At 71.0% G+C, this 18,174-nt stretch carries 11 protein-coding genes and 1 pseudogene; 1 reads left to right on the forward strand and 11 read right to left on the reverse strand.

The features are described from left to right. Nucleotides 1–20: 20 nt before the first annotated feature. Genes AB8998_RS00895 through AB8998_RS00910 form a run of 4 tightly spaced genes read right to left on the reverse strand, consistent with a single transcriptional unit; the run spans nt 21 to nt 3,501 of the window. Nucleotides 21–1,793 carry an acyl-CoA dehydrogenase family protein gene (locus AB8998_RS00895; RefSeq protein WP_369736377.1) on the reverse strand — a complete coding sequence of 591 codons (1,773 nt, stop codon included), beginning with the start codon at nt 1,791–1,793 and terminating at the stop codon, nt 21–23. 21 nt (nt 1,794–1,814) lie between these two features. After that, nucleotides 1,815–2,582: a Crp/Fnr family transcriptional regulator gene (locus AB8998_RS00900; RefSeq protein ID WP_369736378.1), complete on the reverse strand. Its 768-nt coding sequence runs from the start codon at nt 2,580–2,582 to the stop codon at nt 1,815–1,817. Nucleotides 2,583–2,593: 11 nt separating this feature from the next. After that, nucleotides 2,594–3,016 (reverse strand): FHA domain-containing protein, encoded by a 423-nt coding sequence (locus AB8998_RS00905; protein ID WP_475582068.1) that lies wholly within the window; start codon nt 3,014–3,016, stop codon nt 2,594–2,596. Nucleotides 3,017–3,033: 17 nt separating this feature from the next. Next, complete coding sequence (locus AB8998_RS00910; RefSeq protein ID WP_369736379.1) at nt 3,034–3,501, reverse strand: hypothetical protein; 468 nt, start codon at nt 3,499–3,501, stop codon at nt 3,034–3,036. Between the two features lie 162 nt (nt 3,502–3,663). Between AB8998_RS00910 and AB8998_RS00915 the strand changes: the two genes are divergently transcribed. Beyond that, nucleotides 3,664–3,933 carry a DUF1918 domain-containing protein gene (locus AB8998_RS00915; RefSeq protein WP_369736381.1) on the forward strand — a complete coding sequence of 90 codons (270 nt, stop codon included), beginning with the start codon at nt 3,664–3,666 and terminating at the stop codon, nt 3,931–3,933. Here the strand turns inward: AB8998_RS00915 and AB8998_RS00920 are convergent. The 7 genes and pseudogenes from AB8998_RS00920 to AB8998_RS00950 all read right to left on the reverse strand — a co-directional run. Then, a pseudogene (locus tag AB8998_RS00920) lies at nt 3,903–4,085 on the reverse strand (hypothetical protein); the annotation flags it as partial. The gene AB8998_RS00915 and the pseudogene AB8998_RS00920 overlap by 31 nt on opposite strands. A gap of 99 nt (nt 4,086–4,184) precedes the next feature. Further along, nucleotides 4,185–7,430: an arabinosyltransferase domain-containing protein gene (locus AB8998_RS00925; protein WP_369736382.1), complete on the reverse strand. Its 3,246-nt coding sequence runs from the start codon at nt 7,428–7,430 to the stop codon at nt 4,185–4,187. Continuing rightward, nucleotides 7,427–10,690, reverse strand: coding sequence for an arabinosyltransferase domain-containing protein (locus AB8998_RS00930; protein WP_369736383.1), 3,264 nt, complete (start codon nt 10,688–10,690; stop codon nt 7,427–7,429). Before AB8998_RS00930 ends, AB8998_RS00925 begins: the two co-directional genes overlap by 4 nt. A gap of 175 nt (nt 10,691–10,865) precedes the next feature. Beyond that, complete coding sequence (locus tag AB8998_RS00935) at nt 10,866–14,126, reverse strand: arabinosyltransferase domain-containing protein (protein ID WP_369736384.1); 3,261 nt, start codon at nt 14,124–14,126, stop codon at nt 10,866–10,868. After that, a complete protein-coding gene (locus AB8998_RS00940; RefSeq protein ID WP_369736385.1) occupies nt 14,126–15,997 on the reverse strand; it encodes a galactan 5-O-arabinofuranosyltransferase in 1,872 nt (623 codons plus the stop codon). The genes AB8998_RS00935 and AB8998_RS00940 overlap by 1 nt, the downstream gene beginning before the upstream one ends. A 2-nt stretch (nt 15,998–15,999) precedes the next feature. After that, nucleotides 16,000–16,764, reverse strand: a complete 765-nt coding sequence (locus AB8998_RS00945) for a decaprenylphospho-beta-D-erythro-pentofuranosid-2-ulose 2-reductase (protein ID WP_369736386.1) — start codon at nt 16,762–16,764, stop codon at nt 16,000–16,002. Continuing rightward, nucleotides 16,765–18,147: a decaprenylphosphoryl-beta-D-ribose oxidase gene (locus AB8998_RS00950; protein WP_369736387.1), complete on the reverse strand. Its 1,383-nt coding sequence runs from the start codon at nt 18,145–18,147 to the stop codon at nt 16,765–16,767. Nucleotides 18,148–18,174 lie beyond the last annotated feature (27 nt).

Genomic DNA, 18,174 nt, shown 5'->3' on the forward strand with positions numbered 1-18,174 from the left:
CGCTTGCGATCGCCACGCCACTAGCGGCTCAACGCGCCGTCGGCCAACTCGTCGAACCGGTCCAGCGCCTCCTCGGAGCCGGCGTCGATGCCGCGCAGCGGGCCGCGGTCGGCCAGGTAGCGCTGCGCGTACAGCCGGGCGACGAGCGCCTTGCGCTCGTCGCCGCGGGTCTCGCGCTCCCAGGCGGCCTGCTCGGTGAGCAGCGCGGCGGCGTAGACGTCGCCCATGAACTGGGCCAGCGGGAACAGCCGCGCCTCGGCGGTGTCGCGGTCCAGCTTGGCCCAGGCCGTGACGGCCGCGTCGAGGTCCTCGATGCGGCCGGCGACCAGGCGGGCGGTGTCGTCGTCGTCGGACACCGCGACCGCGTCGCGCAGCCGCGCCAGCAGCGTCTCGTGCGCGCTGGTCTGCTCGATGCCGCGGCGCACGTCCAGGCACAGGATGTTGTCGGGGCCCTCCCAGATCGTGTTGACCTGCCCGTCGCGCAAAAGTCTTGCCACCGGCCAGGTCTCGATGTAGCCGTTGCCGCCGTGGATCTCGATGGCGTCCGACGCCGCGGTGATCCCCAGCCGGCACACCTTGAGCTTGGTGACCGGCACCGCGATGCGCTGCCGCGGCCCGGGGCGCCGACGGTGGTTGGTGGCCCCGGTGCCGTCGAACACCAGGGCCAGCGCGGCCTCGACATCGACGGTCATCTCGGCGAGTTTGCGCCGCATCAGCGGCTTGTCGGCCAGTGCCCCGCCGAACGCGTGGCGTTGCCGCGCGTAGCACAGCGACTCGACCAGGGCGCGGCGCGCGTTGGCCAGCCCGAACAGGGCGATGCCCAGCCGCGCTGTGTTGGTCAGCTCCATCATGCGGCCCAGCCCCTTGCCGTCGGACGGGGTCGACGCGTCGCTGGGTTCCCCGGACAGCAGGAACGCCTCGGCGTCGACGAACTCGACTTCGCCGGAGGCCACCGAGCGGGTGCCCAGCTTGTCCTTCAGGCGCCGCACCCGCACCCCGTTGCGCGACCCGTCGCGGCGGGTGCGCAGCACCAGGAAGTTGGCGACGCCCTTCGATGAGTCCGGGGCGCCCTCCGGCTTGGCCAGCACGACGAACGCCTCGCCGGCGCAGTTGGACGCGAACCACTTGAAGCCGTTCAGCAGCCAGGAGTCGCCGTTGCGGGTCGCGGTCGTCTCCAGCGTCCCCAAATCGGAGCCGCCGGTGCGTTCGGTGAGCAGCTGCGCCGTCTCGCCCGCCCACTCGCCGGAGGCGAACTTGGCCAGCACGTGGTCGCGGACGTCGGCCGGCGCGTAAGCCGCCACCAGCGACTGCACCATGCCGCCGCCGGTGCCCAGCGCGCAGCCCATCCCGATGTCGGCCTGGTTGAGCAGGTAGTTGGAGGCGAACAGCGGCAGCGCCGAGCTGATCTTCGCGGCCTTCGCGTCGGAGCGCAGCGCCTGCTGGGCGTCCAACACGGCGCGCTTGGAGCGGGTGAACGACTCGGGCATGACGACCCGGCTGACGTCGTGTCCCCAGCGGTCGTAGCGCTCCAGCCGGGGCGGGTTGCGGTCGGTCTCCTCGGCCCACCGCGCGACCGGGCCGCCCATCAGCTCACCGATGTCGCTCAGGTGCGGCTCCACGACGGCCAACTCGTCGGGCCGCAGGTAGTAGGCCAAGGTGGCCTGCAGCGTGGGATCCGTGCGGTACCAGTTGAGGCCGACGGCGCCGCGGTAGTTCTCCGTCTGGTAGCGCTGCGCCTTCGCGGGGGTGGAGAAGGGCAGCCGGTCCACCGCCTCGGGGGCGTAATCACTCATGACGTGAAGGTATTACAGGGCTTACGCCGAAGCGCGGAGCGATCGCCTGCGATAGGCGCCCGTACCCCCGTCGGTGACGCGGCGGGCCAGCGCGCCGGGGTCGAGGATCAGCACGCTCTTGCCGTCCGGGCGGATCCAGCCGCGGGTGGTGAACGTGCGCAGCGCCTTGTTGACCGACACACGGTCGGCCCCGACGAGCTGGGCGAGCTCGTCCTGGCTGAGTTCGTGCGCGAGGCGCAGCCCGTCGCCCTCGCGGGTGCCGAAGCGCCGGGCCAGCACCAGCAACTGGTGCGCCACGCGGCTCGCCACGTCGCTGGACACCAGCTCGACCTGCTGGTCCTCGGTGACCTTGAGCCGCTGCGTCAGGGCTTGGAGCAGCTGCTCGGCGATCGCCGGCCAGCGCGCCATCCACGCGCGCAGGGTGGCACGGTCCAGCCACACCGCGCGCGCGTCGGTGATCGCCGTGGCCGTGCAGCTGCGCGGGCCGGGGTCGAACACCGCGAGTTCGCCGAACGCATCGGCCGGACCCAGGATCGCCCGCAGGTGAGCGCGGCCGCCGGGGCCGGCCAGGCTGATCTTCACGGTACCCGAGACGATGACATACACCCGGTCACCGGGGTCGCCCTGTGCGAATATCGTTTCGCCCGAACGGAATTCGACGGCCTGAAGCTGCCCGGTCAGCTCCGCCGCCGCGTCGGGCTCGACGCGCCGCAGGATCCCGGTGCGGTTCAGGATTTGAGCCAGGACCCGGTCCTCGTCACCGGCGGCGACATGGGATGCGGCGCTCATCTCGGCCCTCCTCATCCGGCCAGGAAGATCAGCCGGAAGTTGCCGACCTGGAGCTCGTCGCCGTCGGACAGCACCGCCGAGTCGACCTGCTCCCGGTTGAGGTAGGTGTTGTTGAGGCTGCCGAGGTCCACGACGCGGAACGTGCCGGCGTCGGCGTCCCTGCGGATCTCGGCGTGCCGGCGACTCACGGTGATGTCGTCGAGGTAGATGTCGCTGGCGGGGTGGCGGCCGATGGTGGTGACCGGCGCCTCCAGCCGGAACTGCGCTCCGGCGTTGGGTCCTCGCTTGACCACCAGCACGCCCGACCCGCGAGGCAACGCCTCGACTTCGGCGTCGTCCGCCGACCAGGCGAGCTCGTCGTGGATGTCCGCGAGCGAGGCCAGGTGGGCCGTGTTGTCGTCGGGCGCGTGATCCCGCTCGCTCGCGTCCTGCACGGGGGCCCGGTTGCGGATCACGCGGCCCGCGGGAGATCCGGCGCCGCTTGGGCCGCCGGCGACGCCGGCCGGGCCGCCGCGGGCGCCCAGCCGACGTAGGTCAGGTACAGCCCTACGAAGGTGAACGCGATGCACAGCGACACCCACAATCCCTGCGCGCCGATCATGCTGTTCGCCAGGGAGACGAAGGCCTTGGGGAAAGCCAGCAGCAGGATCCCGCGCAGGGTGATCAGCCAGCCCAGCAGCGACACGATGATTGCCGCCGCGCCGTGCCAGCTCTGGTGAGCGGCGACGACGATCAGGCCGAACAGCAGAATGAACGCGCCGGCCACCCAGGTCCACAGCGAGTTCGCCTCGAACTGCGACAGCAGCTTCTGCATGTCGGAGGCGCGCGCCACGGCCGTGACGTCGACGATGACGAGGAAAAGACCCAGTACCCGCGCGAACAGGCGCGTCCTGGCCTGGGATTCCGGTGAAGCGTTCATTGCCGTGCCTCCGTGTGATGCCGGTCCTACATCTGAATCGGACCACCATGGCAAGCGCCCGGCTAGGGACCGAAGTCCCGTTCGTGCGGACCTATGGCCCTGCCTCGGCGTGCCGCAGGGGCGGATGATCGGGCCCAGCAACCACCGATCGAGGAGTCGACCATGAAGGCGAACGTAGGCGACTGGCTCGTGATCAAGGGCACGACCACGGAATCAGCGGACCAGCGCGGACTGATCACCGAAGTGCACGGGACGGACGGCGCCCCGCCCTATGTGGTGCGCTGGCTGGTCAACGGTCACCTGGCCACGGTGTTCCCGGGCTCGGATGCCCTGGTGGCCACCGCGGCCGAACAGGAGCGGGCCGACGAACGGGCGCGGCAGCGGGTCGGCGCCGCGCGGTATCACACTGGGGCCACGAACTCCGACGTGTAGAACTCGGCCGGGTTCTGCGAGTGCGGGTTTGGGCGCTCGATGATCACCCAGACACCGGTGGTTCCCGGCCGGATCGCGTCCTGCACGGTGACCGTGCCGTTGCGGCGACGCACCACGTCGTCGCCGGGCAGAGTGCCGCGCCGAGAAGCGCGGCGGTGCGCGTTACCAATCAGGTGCGCATCGGGTCACCTCAGCCATGCGAAGTGACGCGGATCACACCGCAGGTACCCCGCCGCGCCGCGGCCCAAACCTCAGGGCTTGATGCGAATCGGTCCCGGCGACCACCACCCGCTGCGGGTGGCGGTGCCCAGGTCCAGCTGGGCGGGGCGCGCCTCGGCGATGGTGTCGAACTTGCGCAGCGACCCCCAGTCGCGGCCCCAGTCGTGGGACAGATACGTCGACATCACGTGGGCGCGCAGCAGCAGGTCGGTGATCCCCAGCAGGCCGCCGTTGACTCCGTCCTCCCAGGTGTCGGTGTCCTGCTTCTTGGCGTTGTAGTCCGGCGTGATGCGGAACTTCGGGATCTCGGTGACGCCGTTGACGTGCAGCATCGGGTGCTGGCACGGGAACGCCAGCCCGACCGCCCAGTCCATCAGCACCGGCTGCGAGGAGCCGACGTATTCCTGCACGGAGCGCAGTTCGGGCACCCGCGGCGGGGTCACCGCTATCCAGTCCTCCGGCGTGAGGGAGAGGTCCTCGGCCACCACCCGAACCGCGACCGCGTCGGCGGGTATCTGGGACCGGGCGAAGCGCAGGTTGCGCCACACCTTGGGCTGTTCGCCGTAGAGGTCGTAGGGCGTCAGCCGGCCGGCCGCGACCGGCTCACCGCCGGAGCCGGGACTGCCGTACTCCAGCACGACGGTCTGCCCGGCGGTGTATCCGTGCAGGATGCTGGTGCCGGTGATCCTGCCCGCGGCGGTCACCACCACCAGGGGGTGCCCGTCGTCCGGCCTGGGCAGTCGATACCACGCCGAGGTCAGCCTGCTCTGCCGTTGCGCTCCCGTGGTGTAGCTGCCCGCCAGCGGAACCCGGTCGGGGTCCAATCCGTAGGGCAGCGGCAGCATGGACCCGTTGATCCCCGGCGAGGCCAGCTTGGTGGGCCCGTACCAGTCGTAGTCGGTGCCCGGCTGCGGAACCGCCGTTTCCCGGACCGCCTCGGCCAGGGTGCGTTCCGGGACGCCGTTGGGGGTGAACCCCGTCGGATGGACGCCGCCCAGCGGTCCCAGCGGGCCGTAATCGCCGGGCAGGGGCGTCATGAAACCGGCGTTGCTGTCCGGCTCGACGAGCACGTCGTCGGCCAGCGCGCAGCCCCCGGAGAATTCCCGCAGGTTGTCCCAGCCGTTGGAGTAGGTGGGGTACTGGCGCACGATCCCGGCCACCATCGACGCGACGAAAACCAACGCCATGAACCCGGCCGCGATCGGCACCGGTGCTGCCGTCGCCGCCCGCGCCAGCCGGCCCTCCCCGCGGTCCCGCGGAGCGAAGTGCAGCCACACCGCCCACAGTGCCGCGACCGCGAACACCGCGAAAATCATTGCGCTGACGCTGATTCCGCCGAGCCTGGGCATGATGTTGTTGAACGGCACGCCGTAGCTCGAGACGTACCACCAGCCGTTGGTGGTGGCGAAGCACAGCGCCAGCACGAACAGCACCGCCGCGGTGAACGCCATGCGGTTGCGTGACCAGCGCAGCACCTGGTGCGACACCAGCACCGTGGTCAGCGCGGCCATCGCCGCGCCCACCGCCGCGAACAGCCCGAAGTGGTGGACCCATTTGGTGGGGGTGAACATCAGGAAGAACATGGTGCCGAAGATGACGCCCATCAGGCGCCAGGCCGGCCCGCGGGCCACGCCCGGAACGCGCTTGCGCCGCAGCATGATGAACACCGCGGTGAACAGGCACAGCGCGGTGATGAAAAAGCCGAACCGGCGCGACAGCGAACCGTCGACGGTGGGCAGGAACAGGTAGTAGTAGCGCAGGTTCTCGGTGTACCAGGCCTGGCTGGGCCCGATGTCGGTGCGGATCCGGGTGGCCTCCAGCACCGTCGACAGCGTCTGGTCGGCGAACACCACCGTCAGGATGACGAAGCCGGCGGCCAGCAGCGGGGCCACCAGCGGCCAGGTGCCGACCACGCGGTGCCGTTTGACCATGATCCGCACGATCGGGCGGCCACCGGCGACCAGGGCGGCCACCGCGATGAGGCCGGTGGGCTGCACACCCAGGGTGAAGGCGGCCGTGACGACGGCCAGCGCCGCCGGCGTCACCCGTGAGGCGCACATCGACCGCTCGATCAGCACGTAGGTGATCAGCGAACCCAGCGCAATGATCGGCTCGGGGCGAAGACCGTTGTTGAACGGCATCCACGCGGTCAGCAGGACCAGGCCGGCCGCCCAGTTGGCGGCCGTGCTGCCGGTGACCGCGGGGCCCAGCCGGGGCAGCACCTCCCGCGACAGCAGCAGCCAGCACACCAGCCCGGCGACCAGGTCGGGCAGCCGCATCCACAGGCTGCCGTCGCTGACGTGGGTCATCAGGGCCAGCAGGTTGTAGTACCAGCCGAACGGGTCCTCCGGGCTGCCGAACCAGCGGAAGTAGTTGGACATGTACCCGGCGTGGTCGGCGACGCGGGCCATGCCCAGGATGTAGCCGTCGTCGGAGGAGTTCGCGCCGATCACATGCCAGAGCAGGAAACCGAAGATCACCGTGGCGTCGATGAGGGTGAACTTGCGCCAGCGGGTGGGGATCAGTCGGTGCATGCGCCGGCCGCCCAGCTGGTCCAGGCGCCACAGCGCGATCAGCGCGACGACGGTCGCCACGACCGCCAGCACCATCGCCGTCAGCTTCAGCGTGGTCGGGGTCGTCGAGAATCGGGTGTCGACGGTCGCGGAGAGCCGCAGCCCCGGCGGGGCGGGGCCGCTCAGGTCGCTGAACACCCCGACGATCTGCGGGCGCAGGTTGGGATCGGGGAAGCCGCCGCTCAAGGGCCGACCCGCCGGATCGGTCAACCCGACGAAGGTGGCGAAGGTGCCGGCCAGGGTGGAGGTGATCTCGATGCTGGAGCATCCCGGGGCACCCCCGGGTCCTGCCACCTGATCGCGCGGCGCGCTGGCGATCACCACATTGCGGTCGGTGACGTCGACGCGCTGTTTGCCCGCGACGACGAACAGCGCATCGAGCGCGGCGTCCTTGCCCTTTTTGGGCGCCGTGCTCAGGACGACGCCGCCGTCGGGTGGCAGGGCGCCCACCACCGGGCACGGCACGCTGGCCGTCACGTCGACCGGGGTCAGCGAGATCAGCGGCGCCGTCACGCTGCCCAGTTGGCCGTTTTGCGGCCAGTTCAGCATGGCGGTGGTCTGCACGACGGGCAGCAGCGGCGTCGCGACGGACAGGACGAAACCGATGAGCCCCGCGATCGTCGCGACCCAGCGCGTCACCCGCACGTCCTGGCGGTTGGCGGGGCTCGCGGTGGCCCCGCGGCGTTCGGAGTTGATGACGCTCATGGGAGGGCTCGAATCGGTCCTTTACGGCTCCAGCCGGGCACGGTGGTCATGCCCTGCACGACGGCGGCGTTCGGCGCTTGGTCGGCCGGCACCAAACGGTGGTACTGCTCGACGGAGCCCCAGTCGCGGTGCCAGTCGCCGCGCAGGTAGGTCGCGACGGTCGAGGTGTACATCATCGCCTGGGTGAACAGGAACGGGCCGCCGGCCTCACCGGCCTGCCACCCGTTCGACGACGCCGCCGTCTGCTTGTGCTCGGGCATGATGCGGTAGTCCGGAAGCTCGGCGACGCCGAGGTGTTCGGTGAACGGCCGCTGGCAGGGGAAGTTCGCCGCGGTCGCGACGTCCATCAGCACCGGGGTCTGCGATCCGAGTAGGTGCTGCAGGGTCTGCAGCACCGGGACCCGCGGAGGGGTGAACGCGAACCACTGCTCGGAGCTCAGGTTCGGGTCGTAGGCGACGATGCGCGCCACGTTGGCCTCCGGCGGCGCCCAGGCCAGCGGGAACCGCAGGTTGCGCCACGCCGGCTCCGGCCCGATGTCGATCGGCTGCACCTCGCCCAGCGGCTGGGTGGTGCCGTCCGGGCGCGTGACCCCCCACTGCAGCTTGAGCAACTGCCCGTAGGTGAAGGTGCCGTCCTCCTTGTAGGACCAGATGGCGCCGGCGGCCGAGACCACGACCAGCGGGCGGCCCGGGTCGCGAGGAGGCAACCGATACCAGGCCGAGGTCGCCGTGGCGGCCAGCGAATTCTCGCCGTAGCTGCCCATCACCGGGGTGCGGGCCGGGTCGAGGCCGAACGGCAGCGCCGCATGCGACCCGTTGACGCCGACCGGGCCCTTGCCGCCGGCGGTGCCCGCGGAGTCGCTCATGGTGGCGTTGGGTTTGTTGGGCGAGGCGTCGGAGTTCACCACGCCGGGCTTGGTCACCACCGGGTAGGACCGCAGGTCCTCGCCCACCCCGTCGGGTTTGAAGCCGACCGGGTTGAGCCCGCCGAGCGGGCCGTAGGGCCCGAACTGCTGTCCGGGGACCGGCTGCAGCAGCCCGGCGTTCGGGTCGGGTTCGGCCAGCACGTCGTCGGCCATCGCGCAGCTGGTGAGCCCGGAAGCGATCGCCGCCAGGTTGGCCTTGCCGGTGGTGTACTGCGGGTAGCGGAACACCGCGGCCTTGGCCAGCGAGGCGACCTCGCCGACCACCATGATCGACGCGACCACCAGCAGCGGCGTCGAGGCCAGCACCCGGTTGCGCCGGTTGGCCTTGACCTCGGTGTGCCCGGCGTAGTCCATCCGGAAGTGGTACCAGGCGGCCAGCAGGCCGGTCAGGATCGACAGCGTCAGGAACATCGACGTCACCGGGTGGCTGGCGACGACCGGCGGGATGTCGTACCAGGGCACCCCGTAGTTGTTGACGTCGAACCAGCCGTTGACGCCCGAGGTCGCCCACGCCAGCACGAACAGCAGCGCGGTGACATACAGCGTCAGGTTGCGCCGGCTGTGCAGCCCGATCCGGGCGAAGGCGAACGCGGTCACGGCGCCCAGCAAGCCGGCCAGCCCCGCGAACACGCCGAACTGCACGGCCCACTTCGTCGGGGTGAACGTCAGCATCAGCAGCCCGACGGCAGTGGTGCCGATCAGCCGCCACGCCGGGCCGCTGGCCACCCCCGGCACCCGGCCGCGCCGGAGCAGCACCACCAGCACCACGAACATGCACAGCAGCACCACCAGCACGGCGAAGCGCCGCGACATCGAGCCCTCGGCGTTGCTCTCCACCGTCAGGAAGTAGTAGCGCAGGAAGTCCTGGTACCAGGCGATCGTCGGGCCGACCTTGTATTTGATGCGCGCCGACTCGGCGACCGTGGCCAGGGTCTGGCTGCGGAACACCACGACGGTGATCAGCGACAGCGCGGCCGCCAGCACCGCCAGCGGCGCGAGCAGCCCGTCGGTGGCGCGGCGCCGCCGGATCACCCCGGCGATGGCTCGCGCCCCGGTCAGCAGGGCGGCGACGGCGACCAGGCCCTGTGGGGCCAGCGTCGCGGTGAGCATCGCGACGATGATCGCGACCGCGGCCGGCGCCAGGCGGCCCAGCGCGATCGCGCGTTCGGTCAGCATCCAGGTGGCCACCGCGCCCAGGGCGATGAGCGGCTCGGGCCGCAGCCCGTTGTTGAACGGCAACCAGGCGGCCAGGAACACCGCGCCTGCGGTGAACACCGCGAGCCGGTTGGCCGCCAGGCCGCCCCGGCCGGGCCCCAGCCGCCGCAGCGCCCAGTGTCCGATGATCAGCCAGCACCCGATCCCGGCCAGCGTGGCCGGCAGCCGCATCCACACGCCGGCGGTGCTCACCGACGCCATGCCCGACAGCACGGACAGATACCAGTCGAACGGCGCATCCGTCGTCCCGAAGAAGCGGTAGTAGTTGTCGACGTAGCCGGCCTTGGGCGCGATGCGGGCGATGGTCAGGTTGTAGCCGTCGTCCGACGAGGTGGCGCCGATGACATGCCATCCCAGCAGCGTCGCGATGACCCCGGCGTCGGCCAGCCAGACCGCGGCCCCGGCGCGCCGGCGTGCACCCCGACGGAGCCGGCCGCGGCTGCGCCGGTCCAGCGCGGCCAGCGCGGCGATGGCGGCCAGCACGGCCAGCGCGCCGACGGTCATCGCGGCCGTCTTCAGCGGCGTGGGCGCCGTGATGAAGCGGGTGTCGATGTCCACCCGCGCCGACAGCCCGGGCTGGGCCGGCACTTTCAGGTCGGTGAAGATTCCGCCGACCTGCGGCTTCTTCTCCGACGGCAGCACGCCGGAGGCGCCGGGTACGCCGACGAAATCCGCGCCGACGGACCCCGTGTCAGCCCAGATGTGCAACGCCCGGCAGGTGTCCGCCGCGACCGCCGAGCGCTGCGCGACCGTGGCCACCGAGTCGCGGAACGCCGCGACGACCACGTCCTTGTCGGCGCGCACGAACAGCCCGTTCTTTCCGGCGTCGACACCGCTGGCGGGCAGCGTCGAGACCACCAGCCCGCCGTCGGCGGGCAGGGTGGCGATCGCCGGGCAGGGGATGGAGATGTCGAGCGCGCGCGGCGCCCCGGACACCAGCGGCGCGGTGACCTGGGCGACCTGCCCGTCGATGGTGCCCTGCGGCCACAGGATGGTTGCGGTGGTCTGCCGCACCGGAAGCAGAGGGACGCAGAGGCAGATCAGCACGCCCACGATGCCCGCGGCGACGGCCACCAGCCTCGGGACGCGCCGGGATTGCTGCTCGCCGTCGGGGGACACGAGGGTCGATGGTAAGCGACGCCGCTGAGGACGCAGGGCATGGACGCGGGGATAGCGCCCAGCGGGTATGCCGCAGAGCGACACGCCGAAATCGGTGTGAATTGGGTAACAATTCTCGGTTTGGCGACGGGTTGGGCCGGTAATCCCCCCGGCGCTGCTGTAGTCCCGCCCGACCCTAGTGCCGCAGCGGCCCCGGGTTCCACAGGCCGCCGCGGGTGACCGTCCCCAGCTGGAGCCGGGCCGGGCCGGCGTCGGGGTAGTAGGGCGTGAGCCGTTGCAGCGAGCCCCAGTCCCGCGACCAGTCGTCCTTGAGGTAGCTGGCCACCGTCGTGGCCTTGAGCAGCAGCTCGGTGACGCCCAGCGGGCCGCCGCCGTTGTTGTCCATCACCGGCGAATTGGCCTCGGCGCCGAAGCGGTCCGGCAGGATGCGCCACTTCGGCGTCTCGTCGACGCCGTTTCGGTGGTCGAACGGCCGCTGGCACGGGAACGCCAGGCCGACCAGCCAGTCCAGGAACACCGGGTCCCGCGACCCCACGACGTCCTGCAGCGTGCGCAGCCGCGGGATCCGCGGCGGGGTAACGGCGATCCAGTGCTGCGGCGCGAGGTCCTCGTCGTCGACGACCAGGCGCACCTGGGTGGCCGACGCCGGGATCGCCGAGAGGCCCAGCCGCAGGTTGCGCCACGCCGGTGACGCCCCCACGTCGGCGAACTGGAACGACCCGCCCGGGTGCCCGCTTGCGGCTTCGCTGTCGGTGGCCCACTGGACCTGGACCTCGCGCGGGTCGAAGCGGCCCGCGGCGCTGACCACCAGCAGCGGGCCCGCCTGGTCGCGGGGCGGCAGCCGGTACCAGCCCGACCGCAGTCGCGCGGGCACCTGGATGCCGGGCCGCCAGCTGCCCAGCACCGGGGTGCGCGCCGGGTCCAGGTTGTAGGGCAGTTGCGCGCGGGAGTTGTTGAGCCCGGGGGCCGCCCGGGTGCCGCCCTCGGTGCCGGCGCCGGTGCCGGTGACCGGGTTGTCGTCGGTGACGAAGCTGCGGTCGCCCGGCCGTTCCATCACCGGGTCGGCGCGCACGTCGGCGGGAATGCCGTTGGGGGTGAAGGCTTCCGACAGGCCGGCGCCCAGGGCCTGCGCCGCCGGTCCTGTCACCGGCGCCAGCATGCCGGCGTTGGGGTCCTGCTCCACCAGCACGTCCTGCGCCAGGCCGCAGGTGTTGCCCGTCAGGGCCTCCAGGTTGGACCGGCCGACCGACCACGCGGGGTACTGGCCGATCATCGCCAGGGTCAGCGACATCACCTCGAAGACCACCAGCACCCACGCGGCGATCGCCAAGGGGGACTGGACGATTCCGGCCAGCCGCGCCCCGTATCGCGTTCGGGGCGGCGCGTTGTCGGTGGCGACGAAGTGGAACCACGCGGCCAGCAGCAGCACCAGCGTCGTCAACCCGAGGAACAGCGTGGAGGCGCCATAGTGCCACTTGGGGAACGAATTCGACCAGGGCACACCGAAGTTGGACACGTACCACCAGCCGTTCACGCTGGCGAAGCACTGCGCCATCAGGAACAGCACCACGGCGGCGAAGACGGTGCGGTTGCGGCGCGAGCGCATGGCCCCGGCCTTCACCGCGACCGCGGCCAGCGCCCCCAGCGATCCGGCCAGCCCGGCGAACACGCCGAAGTGGTGGGTCCACTTGGTGGGGGTGAACATCATCGCGACGAACGAGATGATGGTGATGCCGATGATGCGGCGGCTCGGCCCGGCGGCCGTGCCCGGAATCCTGCCCTTGCGCAGCGACATCGCCACGGAGATGCCGAGCGCGAGGACCAGCGCCAGCACAGCGAAGCGGCGGGCCACCGAGCCGTCGGGGCTGGCCATGAACAGCCGTTCGTAGCGGAGGTGTTCGTCGAACCAGGTCAAGCTGGGGCCGACGGCGCGCTTGAGCGCGGTGGCCTGCATCTCCCCGGCCAGGGTCTGGTCGCGGAAGATCAGGATCACCGTCACGGTGGCCGCGGCGGCCAGGGGCGCCAGCAGCGGCAGCAGCCCGAACCGCTCGGATCTGCGGTGCAGGATGGTCCGCAGCGGCCCGACCGCGACCAGCAGCGCCCCGATGGAGGCGATGCCCGTCGGCCCGGAGAACAGCGTCAGCGCCCCGATGATGCAGGCCCCCGCCACGGGCAGCAGCCGGCTGGTGGCCACCGCGCGTTCCACCGAGCACCACGTCAGCAGGATGCCCAGGGCGATGATCGGTTCGGGCCGCAGCCCGTTGTCGAGCGGCAGCCACACCGCCAGGAACATGCCCGCCGCCGTCCACGCCGCCGCCCGGCTGCGCTTGACCGCGCGGCCCAGGCGGGGGATGACCTCGCGGCTGATCAGCCACCAGCAGGTCAGCGCCATGGCCAGGGTCGGCAGCCGCATCCAGATGCTGGTGGTGGTGACGTGCGCCCACAGCGCCAGCAGGTCGTAGTACCAGCCGAACGGGGCCTCGGGCGTGCCGAACCAGCGGTAGTAGTTGGCCATGTAGCCGGCGTGCTCGGACACCCGGGCCATGGTCAGGATGTAGCCGTCGTCGGAGGTGTTGGCGCCGACGAAGTGCCACCACACCAGCACCGCGATCACCAGGGCGTCCAGCCCGCCGATCGACCACCACCGCGCGGGCAGGAAGCGGCGGTGCCGGGTGCCGTCGGAGGTGTCGAGGACGTGCAGTGCGACCAGGGCGGCGGCCGTGCAGAGCAGCCCGAGGATCATCGCGGCCAGCTTCAGCGCCGTGGGGCTGCTGCTGTAGCGGGTGTCCACGGTCGCCGCGAAGCTCAGGCCTGGCGGTGCCGGTCCGCTCAGGTCGGTGAACACGCCGACGATCTGGGGCCGGAAGTCGTAGCCGCTGCGCTCCCCGCGCAGCGGTGCGCCGGGATGCTCGGCATTGGGGCCCTGCCGCAGCCCGACGAACTCGGCGACCACCTTCTCGGCGTGCGCGGTGAACGTCAGTTGCCGGCAGGCCGGGCTGAGCACCTGGCTCAACGGGGCCGTCACCACCGGGACGTTGCGCACCACCAGGACCAGGTAGTCGTTGGCGCGCTGGATGAGCAGCCCGCGGTCGACGGCCTTGGGGGCCTGCTTGGGCACCGTCGACAGCAGCACCGTCTTGTCGGTGTTCTGCGGCCCGGCCAGCCCGGCGGCGGCCTGGCACGGCACGGCGAGGTTCAGTTCGGTGGCCACGTAACCGATCAGCGGCGCCTCGACGCTGGCGAAGGTGCCGCTTTGCGGCCAGTTCAGCTGCGCGGTGGTCTGTTTGACCGGCAGCAGCGGCGTGGCGACGGCCAGCAGGGTTCCGAGTAAACCGGCGATGGTCGCCACGAGCCGAGCGATCCGGTGGTTGGTTCCCGTGTCGCTCACGGAGCTAGATGGTAGTTCTTCGGCCCTAGCTGGGGTTTCGGTGACCATCAGCCGCCGCCCCCGGGCTTGCGGATGGCCAGCACGAACGGGCCGACGGTTGCCACGGCGAAACGGGGGTCGGCGAACAGGGCCGCCCGCAGATCGACGACGTAGCGGCGGACGTTGGGCTGGTTGGGGTAGACGTCTTCGGCGAGGCGCAACGTGTAGTTGCCGTTCGCGCCGCGGCGCATCAGGAACACCGTGGGTGGCGTCCAGGGGCAGGTGTCCAGGGCGTGGATCAGCTCATCGGGCGTCTTGAGTTTCGACCATTTCTCGATCTGCGCCGCCCGCAGGTCGAACTGTGCCAGTGGGTTGGCGTAGTGCGAGGTCAGCCCCTGGAAGCCCCAATACGGGTAGTAGGACAGGAAGCTGTAGTCGGCGGTCATCACCACGACCCGGTCGGGCGGCAGCCCGGTCACCTGCCGGATGGCGGCATCGACCTTCGCGTAGAACTTCTCCGAGCCGGCCGGCCGCCGGTCGCCGCGCTGGCCGTGCCCGTCGGTGTCGGTGTAGGCGATGGTCAGGTCGGGGCGCAGCACCTCGGGGATGTCCTGGCTGAACGCGATCGCCGCGGCCAGCCCGACGGCGCCGGCCACCGGGAGGACGGCGCGGTTCCTGGCGGCCAGCGCCCGGATGGCCTCCAGGAAGCCGAACGCCCCGGCCGCGACCAGCAGCACGGTCAGGGTGGGCTGCAGCCGGAACGAGAGCAGCGTGGTGCGCGCCAGCGTGGTCAGCATCGACAGCAGCGACCACAGGTAGACCGCCAGCACGCCGATGGCCAGCGCGCCGGCCCGCACCGACGCGCGGGCGCGCAGCACCAGCCACAGCGTGCCCACCATGCAGACCGCGCCGAGCAGGGAGAACTGCAGCATCGGGAAGGTCAGCTGGGCGCCGTCGGCGGGCAGGTAGTGCGCGGCGCTGCCGGTGTTGCTGACCGGGCTGTGCGCCGCGCGCAACGCGAACGGCAGCCAGGTGGTGGCGCCGATGGCCGCCGCAATGACGGCGATGGCGGCCAGCCTGCGTAGCGGGTCCCGCGCGGCCTGCGCACCGCCGCGCCGCCAGCGCGAGCCGGCCAGCAGCGCGGCCATCAACGCCACCGTGAACGCGCTGAAGCCGAACAGCAGCGTGTACCAGGTGGCCGCCCAGCCCAGGAAGATCCCGGCGCCGACCACCGCGGCCCAGCCGCCGTTGCGATCCCCCGCGCGCAGGCCCGACCACGTCAGCACCATTACGGGCGGCAGCAGCACGGTGATCATCGCCGAGTAGGGCTCCGGCGCACCGTAGGCCAGCGTCGCCGCCGCGGTGGCGGTGGTGACCACCAGCGCGTACTCGAAGCGGATCATCCGCCACCACAGCACCAGCGCGACCGCGACCGCGACGGCGATCGAGGTGATCGCCCACGGCTTGAACACCTCCCAGGCCGGTGTGCCGGTCAGCGCGGCGGCGCGGCCGCCGATCCAGAACCAGCCCGGCGGGTAGAACGGCGGCAGGCCGAGGTAGGTCATGTCGTGCAGGGCGGGGCTGTCGGCGAGCCGGGTCAGGTATTCGGTGCGGAACTGCTGGTCGACGGAGACGCCGAACAGGTACAGCTTGGTCGCCCCCAGCGGCATGCCGAGGGTCACGACGGTGAACGCGCAGACGAACACCAGCGCGCCCAGCCGGGCGAGCAGCCGGTGGCCGCGCCGCCACGCCCAGCCGGCGCCGACGAGCCCGGCCAGGCAGCCGACCTGCCCGACGGTGGTCAGCGCGTGCAGTTGGTTCGACGACGGGTAGGCCGGCCACTGCACGCGCGAGATCGCGACCAGCGACACCACGGACACGGCGACGGCGACCAGCGCGGCCGCGGCGATCTGGCCGAGACCGGCGAGCGCGCTGCGCACGGTCAGATTGGCAGCCTGCGGAAGACGCTCCGCGGGATGTGTCGCAACACCATCATCACATAGCGGAATGCTGCTGGCGCCCAAACCAATTCCTTACCTTTTGCCGCCGCGGTCACCGCGAGGTTCGCGACGTACTCCTTGTCTACGGTGAGCGGGGCCTCCTTGATGTGCGCGCTCATCCGGGTGCGCACCTGGCCGGGCCGGATCACCAGCACGCGAACCCCGTACTCCCGCAGCGCCTCGCCGAGTCCGAGGTAGAACCCGTCCAGGCCGGCCTTGGTGGAGCCGTAGACGAAGTTGGACCGCCGCACCCGCTCCCCGGCCACCGTGCTCATCGCGATGATCTGGCCGAAGCCCTGGGCGCGCATCTTCTCGCCCAGCAGCACACCCACCGAAACCGCTGCGGTGTAGTTGATCTCGGCCGCCAGCACGGCCTTGCGCTGGTCCTGCCACAGCTCCTCGGCGTCCCCGAGCACCCCGAAGGCCACGATCGCGACGTCCACGTCCCCATGGGCGAAGGCCTGCTCGATCACCGCGGGATGGCTGTCGCTGGCGGTCGCGTCGAAGTCGACCCACTCGACCGACTTGGCGCCCGCGGCGGTCAGCGCGGCGATGGCGTCATCCTTGCGGGGATGGCCCGGCAGGTCCGCCAGCACGATTCGCGCGTGCGCGTTCTGCAGGTAGCGCTCGCAGATGGCCAACCCGATCTCGGAGGTGCCCCCGAGCAGCAGGATGGTCTGCGGATTTCCCACGGCGTCCAGCACCATCTAGAGCAACTCCAAGCGTCGGGCCATGTCGGAGGCGAACACCCGGTCGGGGTCGGCCTTGCGGCGCACGGCGATCCACTCGTCGATGCGCGGGTACATGGCGTGGAAGGTCTCGGCGCTCACACGCGAGTCCTTGGCGGTGTACACCCGGCCGCCGAATTCGAGGACCCTGCGGTCGAGTTCGTTGAGGAACTCGTTGAGGCCGGGCTTGATCGGGAAGTCGACGCAGACGTTCCAGCCGGGGATGGGAAAGCTGAGCGGGGCCTGGTTGCCCGGACCGAACAGCTTGAACACATTGAGAAACGAGTAGTGCCCAGACTTTTGGATGTCGCGGATGATGCCCTTGAACTCCTCGACCGCGGTGGTGGGCACGACGAACTGGTACTGGCCGAAACCTGCGGGGCCATAGGCCCGGTTCCATTCGCCGAACATGTCCAGCGGGTGGTAGAACTGCGTCAGGTTCTGGATCTTGCCGCGATACGTGCCCGATTTGCGGTACCACAGCTCACCGATCGGCCCGAAGGTGTACTTGTTGGCCAGCCCGTTCGGGAACACATCGGGAAATGTAAATAGTTGCGGCGCATCAAATTTCAACGGATTGCGCTGGAGCTTCTCGGGTAGCTGGTCGAGCTTGGCGAGCGAGCCCCGCGAGATCGCCGCCCGGCCCAGCTTCGGGGGTGGGCTGATCGCGTCGAACCACGCGGAGGAGTAGGTGTAGTTGGCTTCGCTGCCGTCGCTGTGAAACGCGATGGTCTCGTCCAGGCTGGCGGTCACGTCGCCGTCGGCGATGAAATAGGCGGTCTCCGTGGGCGTCATCTCGATGGTCGCGCGCAGCACGATCCCGGTCAGCCCGTTGCCCCCGACGGTGGCCCAGAACAGCTCGGCGTCGTTCCCGTCGGGGGTGAGGTGGCGGATGGCGCCGTCGGCGGTCAGCAGATCCATCGACCGCACGTGGTTGCCGAAGCTGCCCGCGCTGTGGTGGTTCTTGCCGTGGATGTCGCAGGCGATCGCGCCGCCGACGGTGACCTGGCGGGTTCCCGGCAGCACCGGAACCCACAACCCGAACGGCAGCGCCGCCTTCATCAACTGGTCCAGGCTGACGCCGGCGTCGACGTCGACCAGCCGGGTGTCGGCGCTGATCGAGTGGATGGCGTTCAGCGGCGTCATGTCGATCACCAGACCGCCGCCGTTTTGCGCGTTGTCGCCGTAGGAGCGGCCCAGCCCGCGGGCGATCACGCCGCGTCCGCCCGAGCCGGCCACCCGGGCTACGGCCTTGGCGATCACTTCGGGATCGCGGGTCGAGAGCACTTCGGCCACCGACGGTGCTGTGTGGCCGAAGCCCGTCAGCCGCGTGGTGGTGGTCGGAACGTCACTGCTCAACATCGTCAAAGAGGGTACCGCCTGTGCGTG

Origin of the sequence: Mycobacterium sp. HUMS_12744610, assembly GCF_041206865.1 — a bacterium.
Lineage (GTDB): Bacteria > Actinomycetota > Actinomycetes > Mycobacteriales > Mycobacteriaceae > Mycobacterium > Mycobacterium servetii.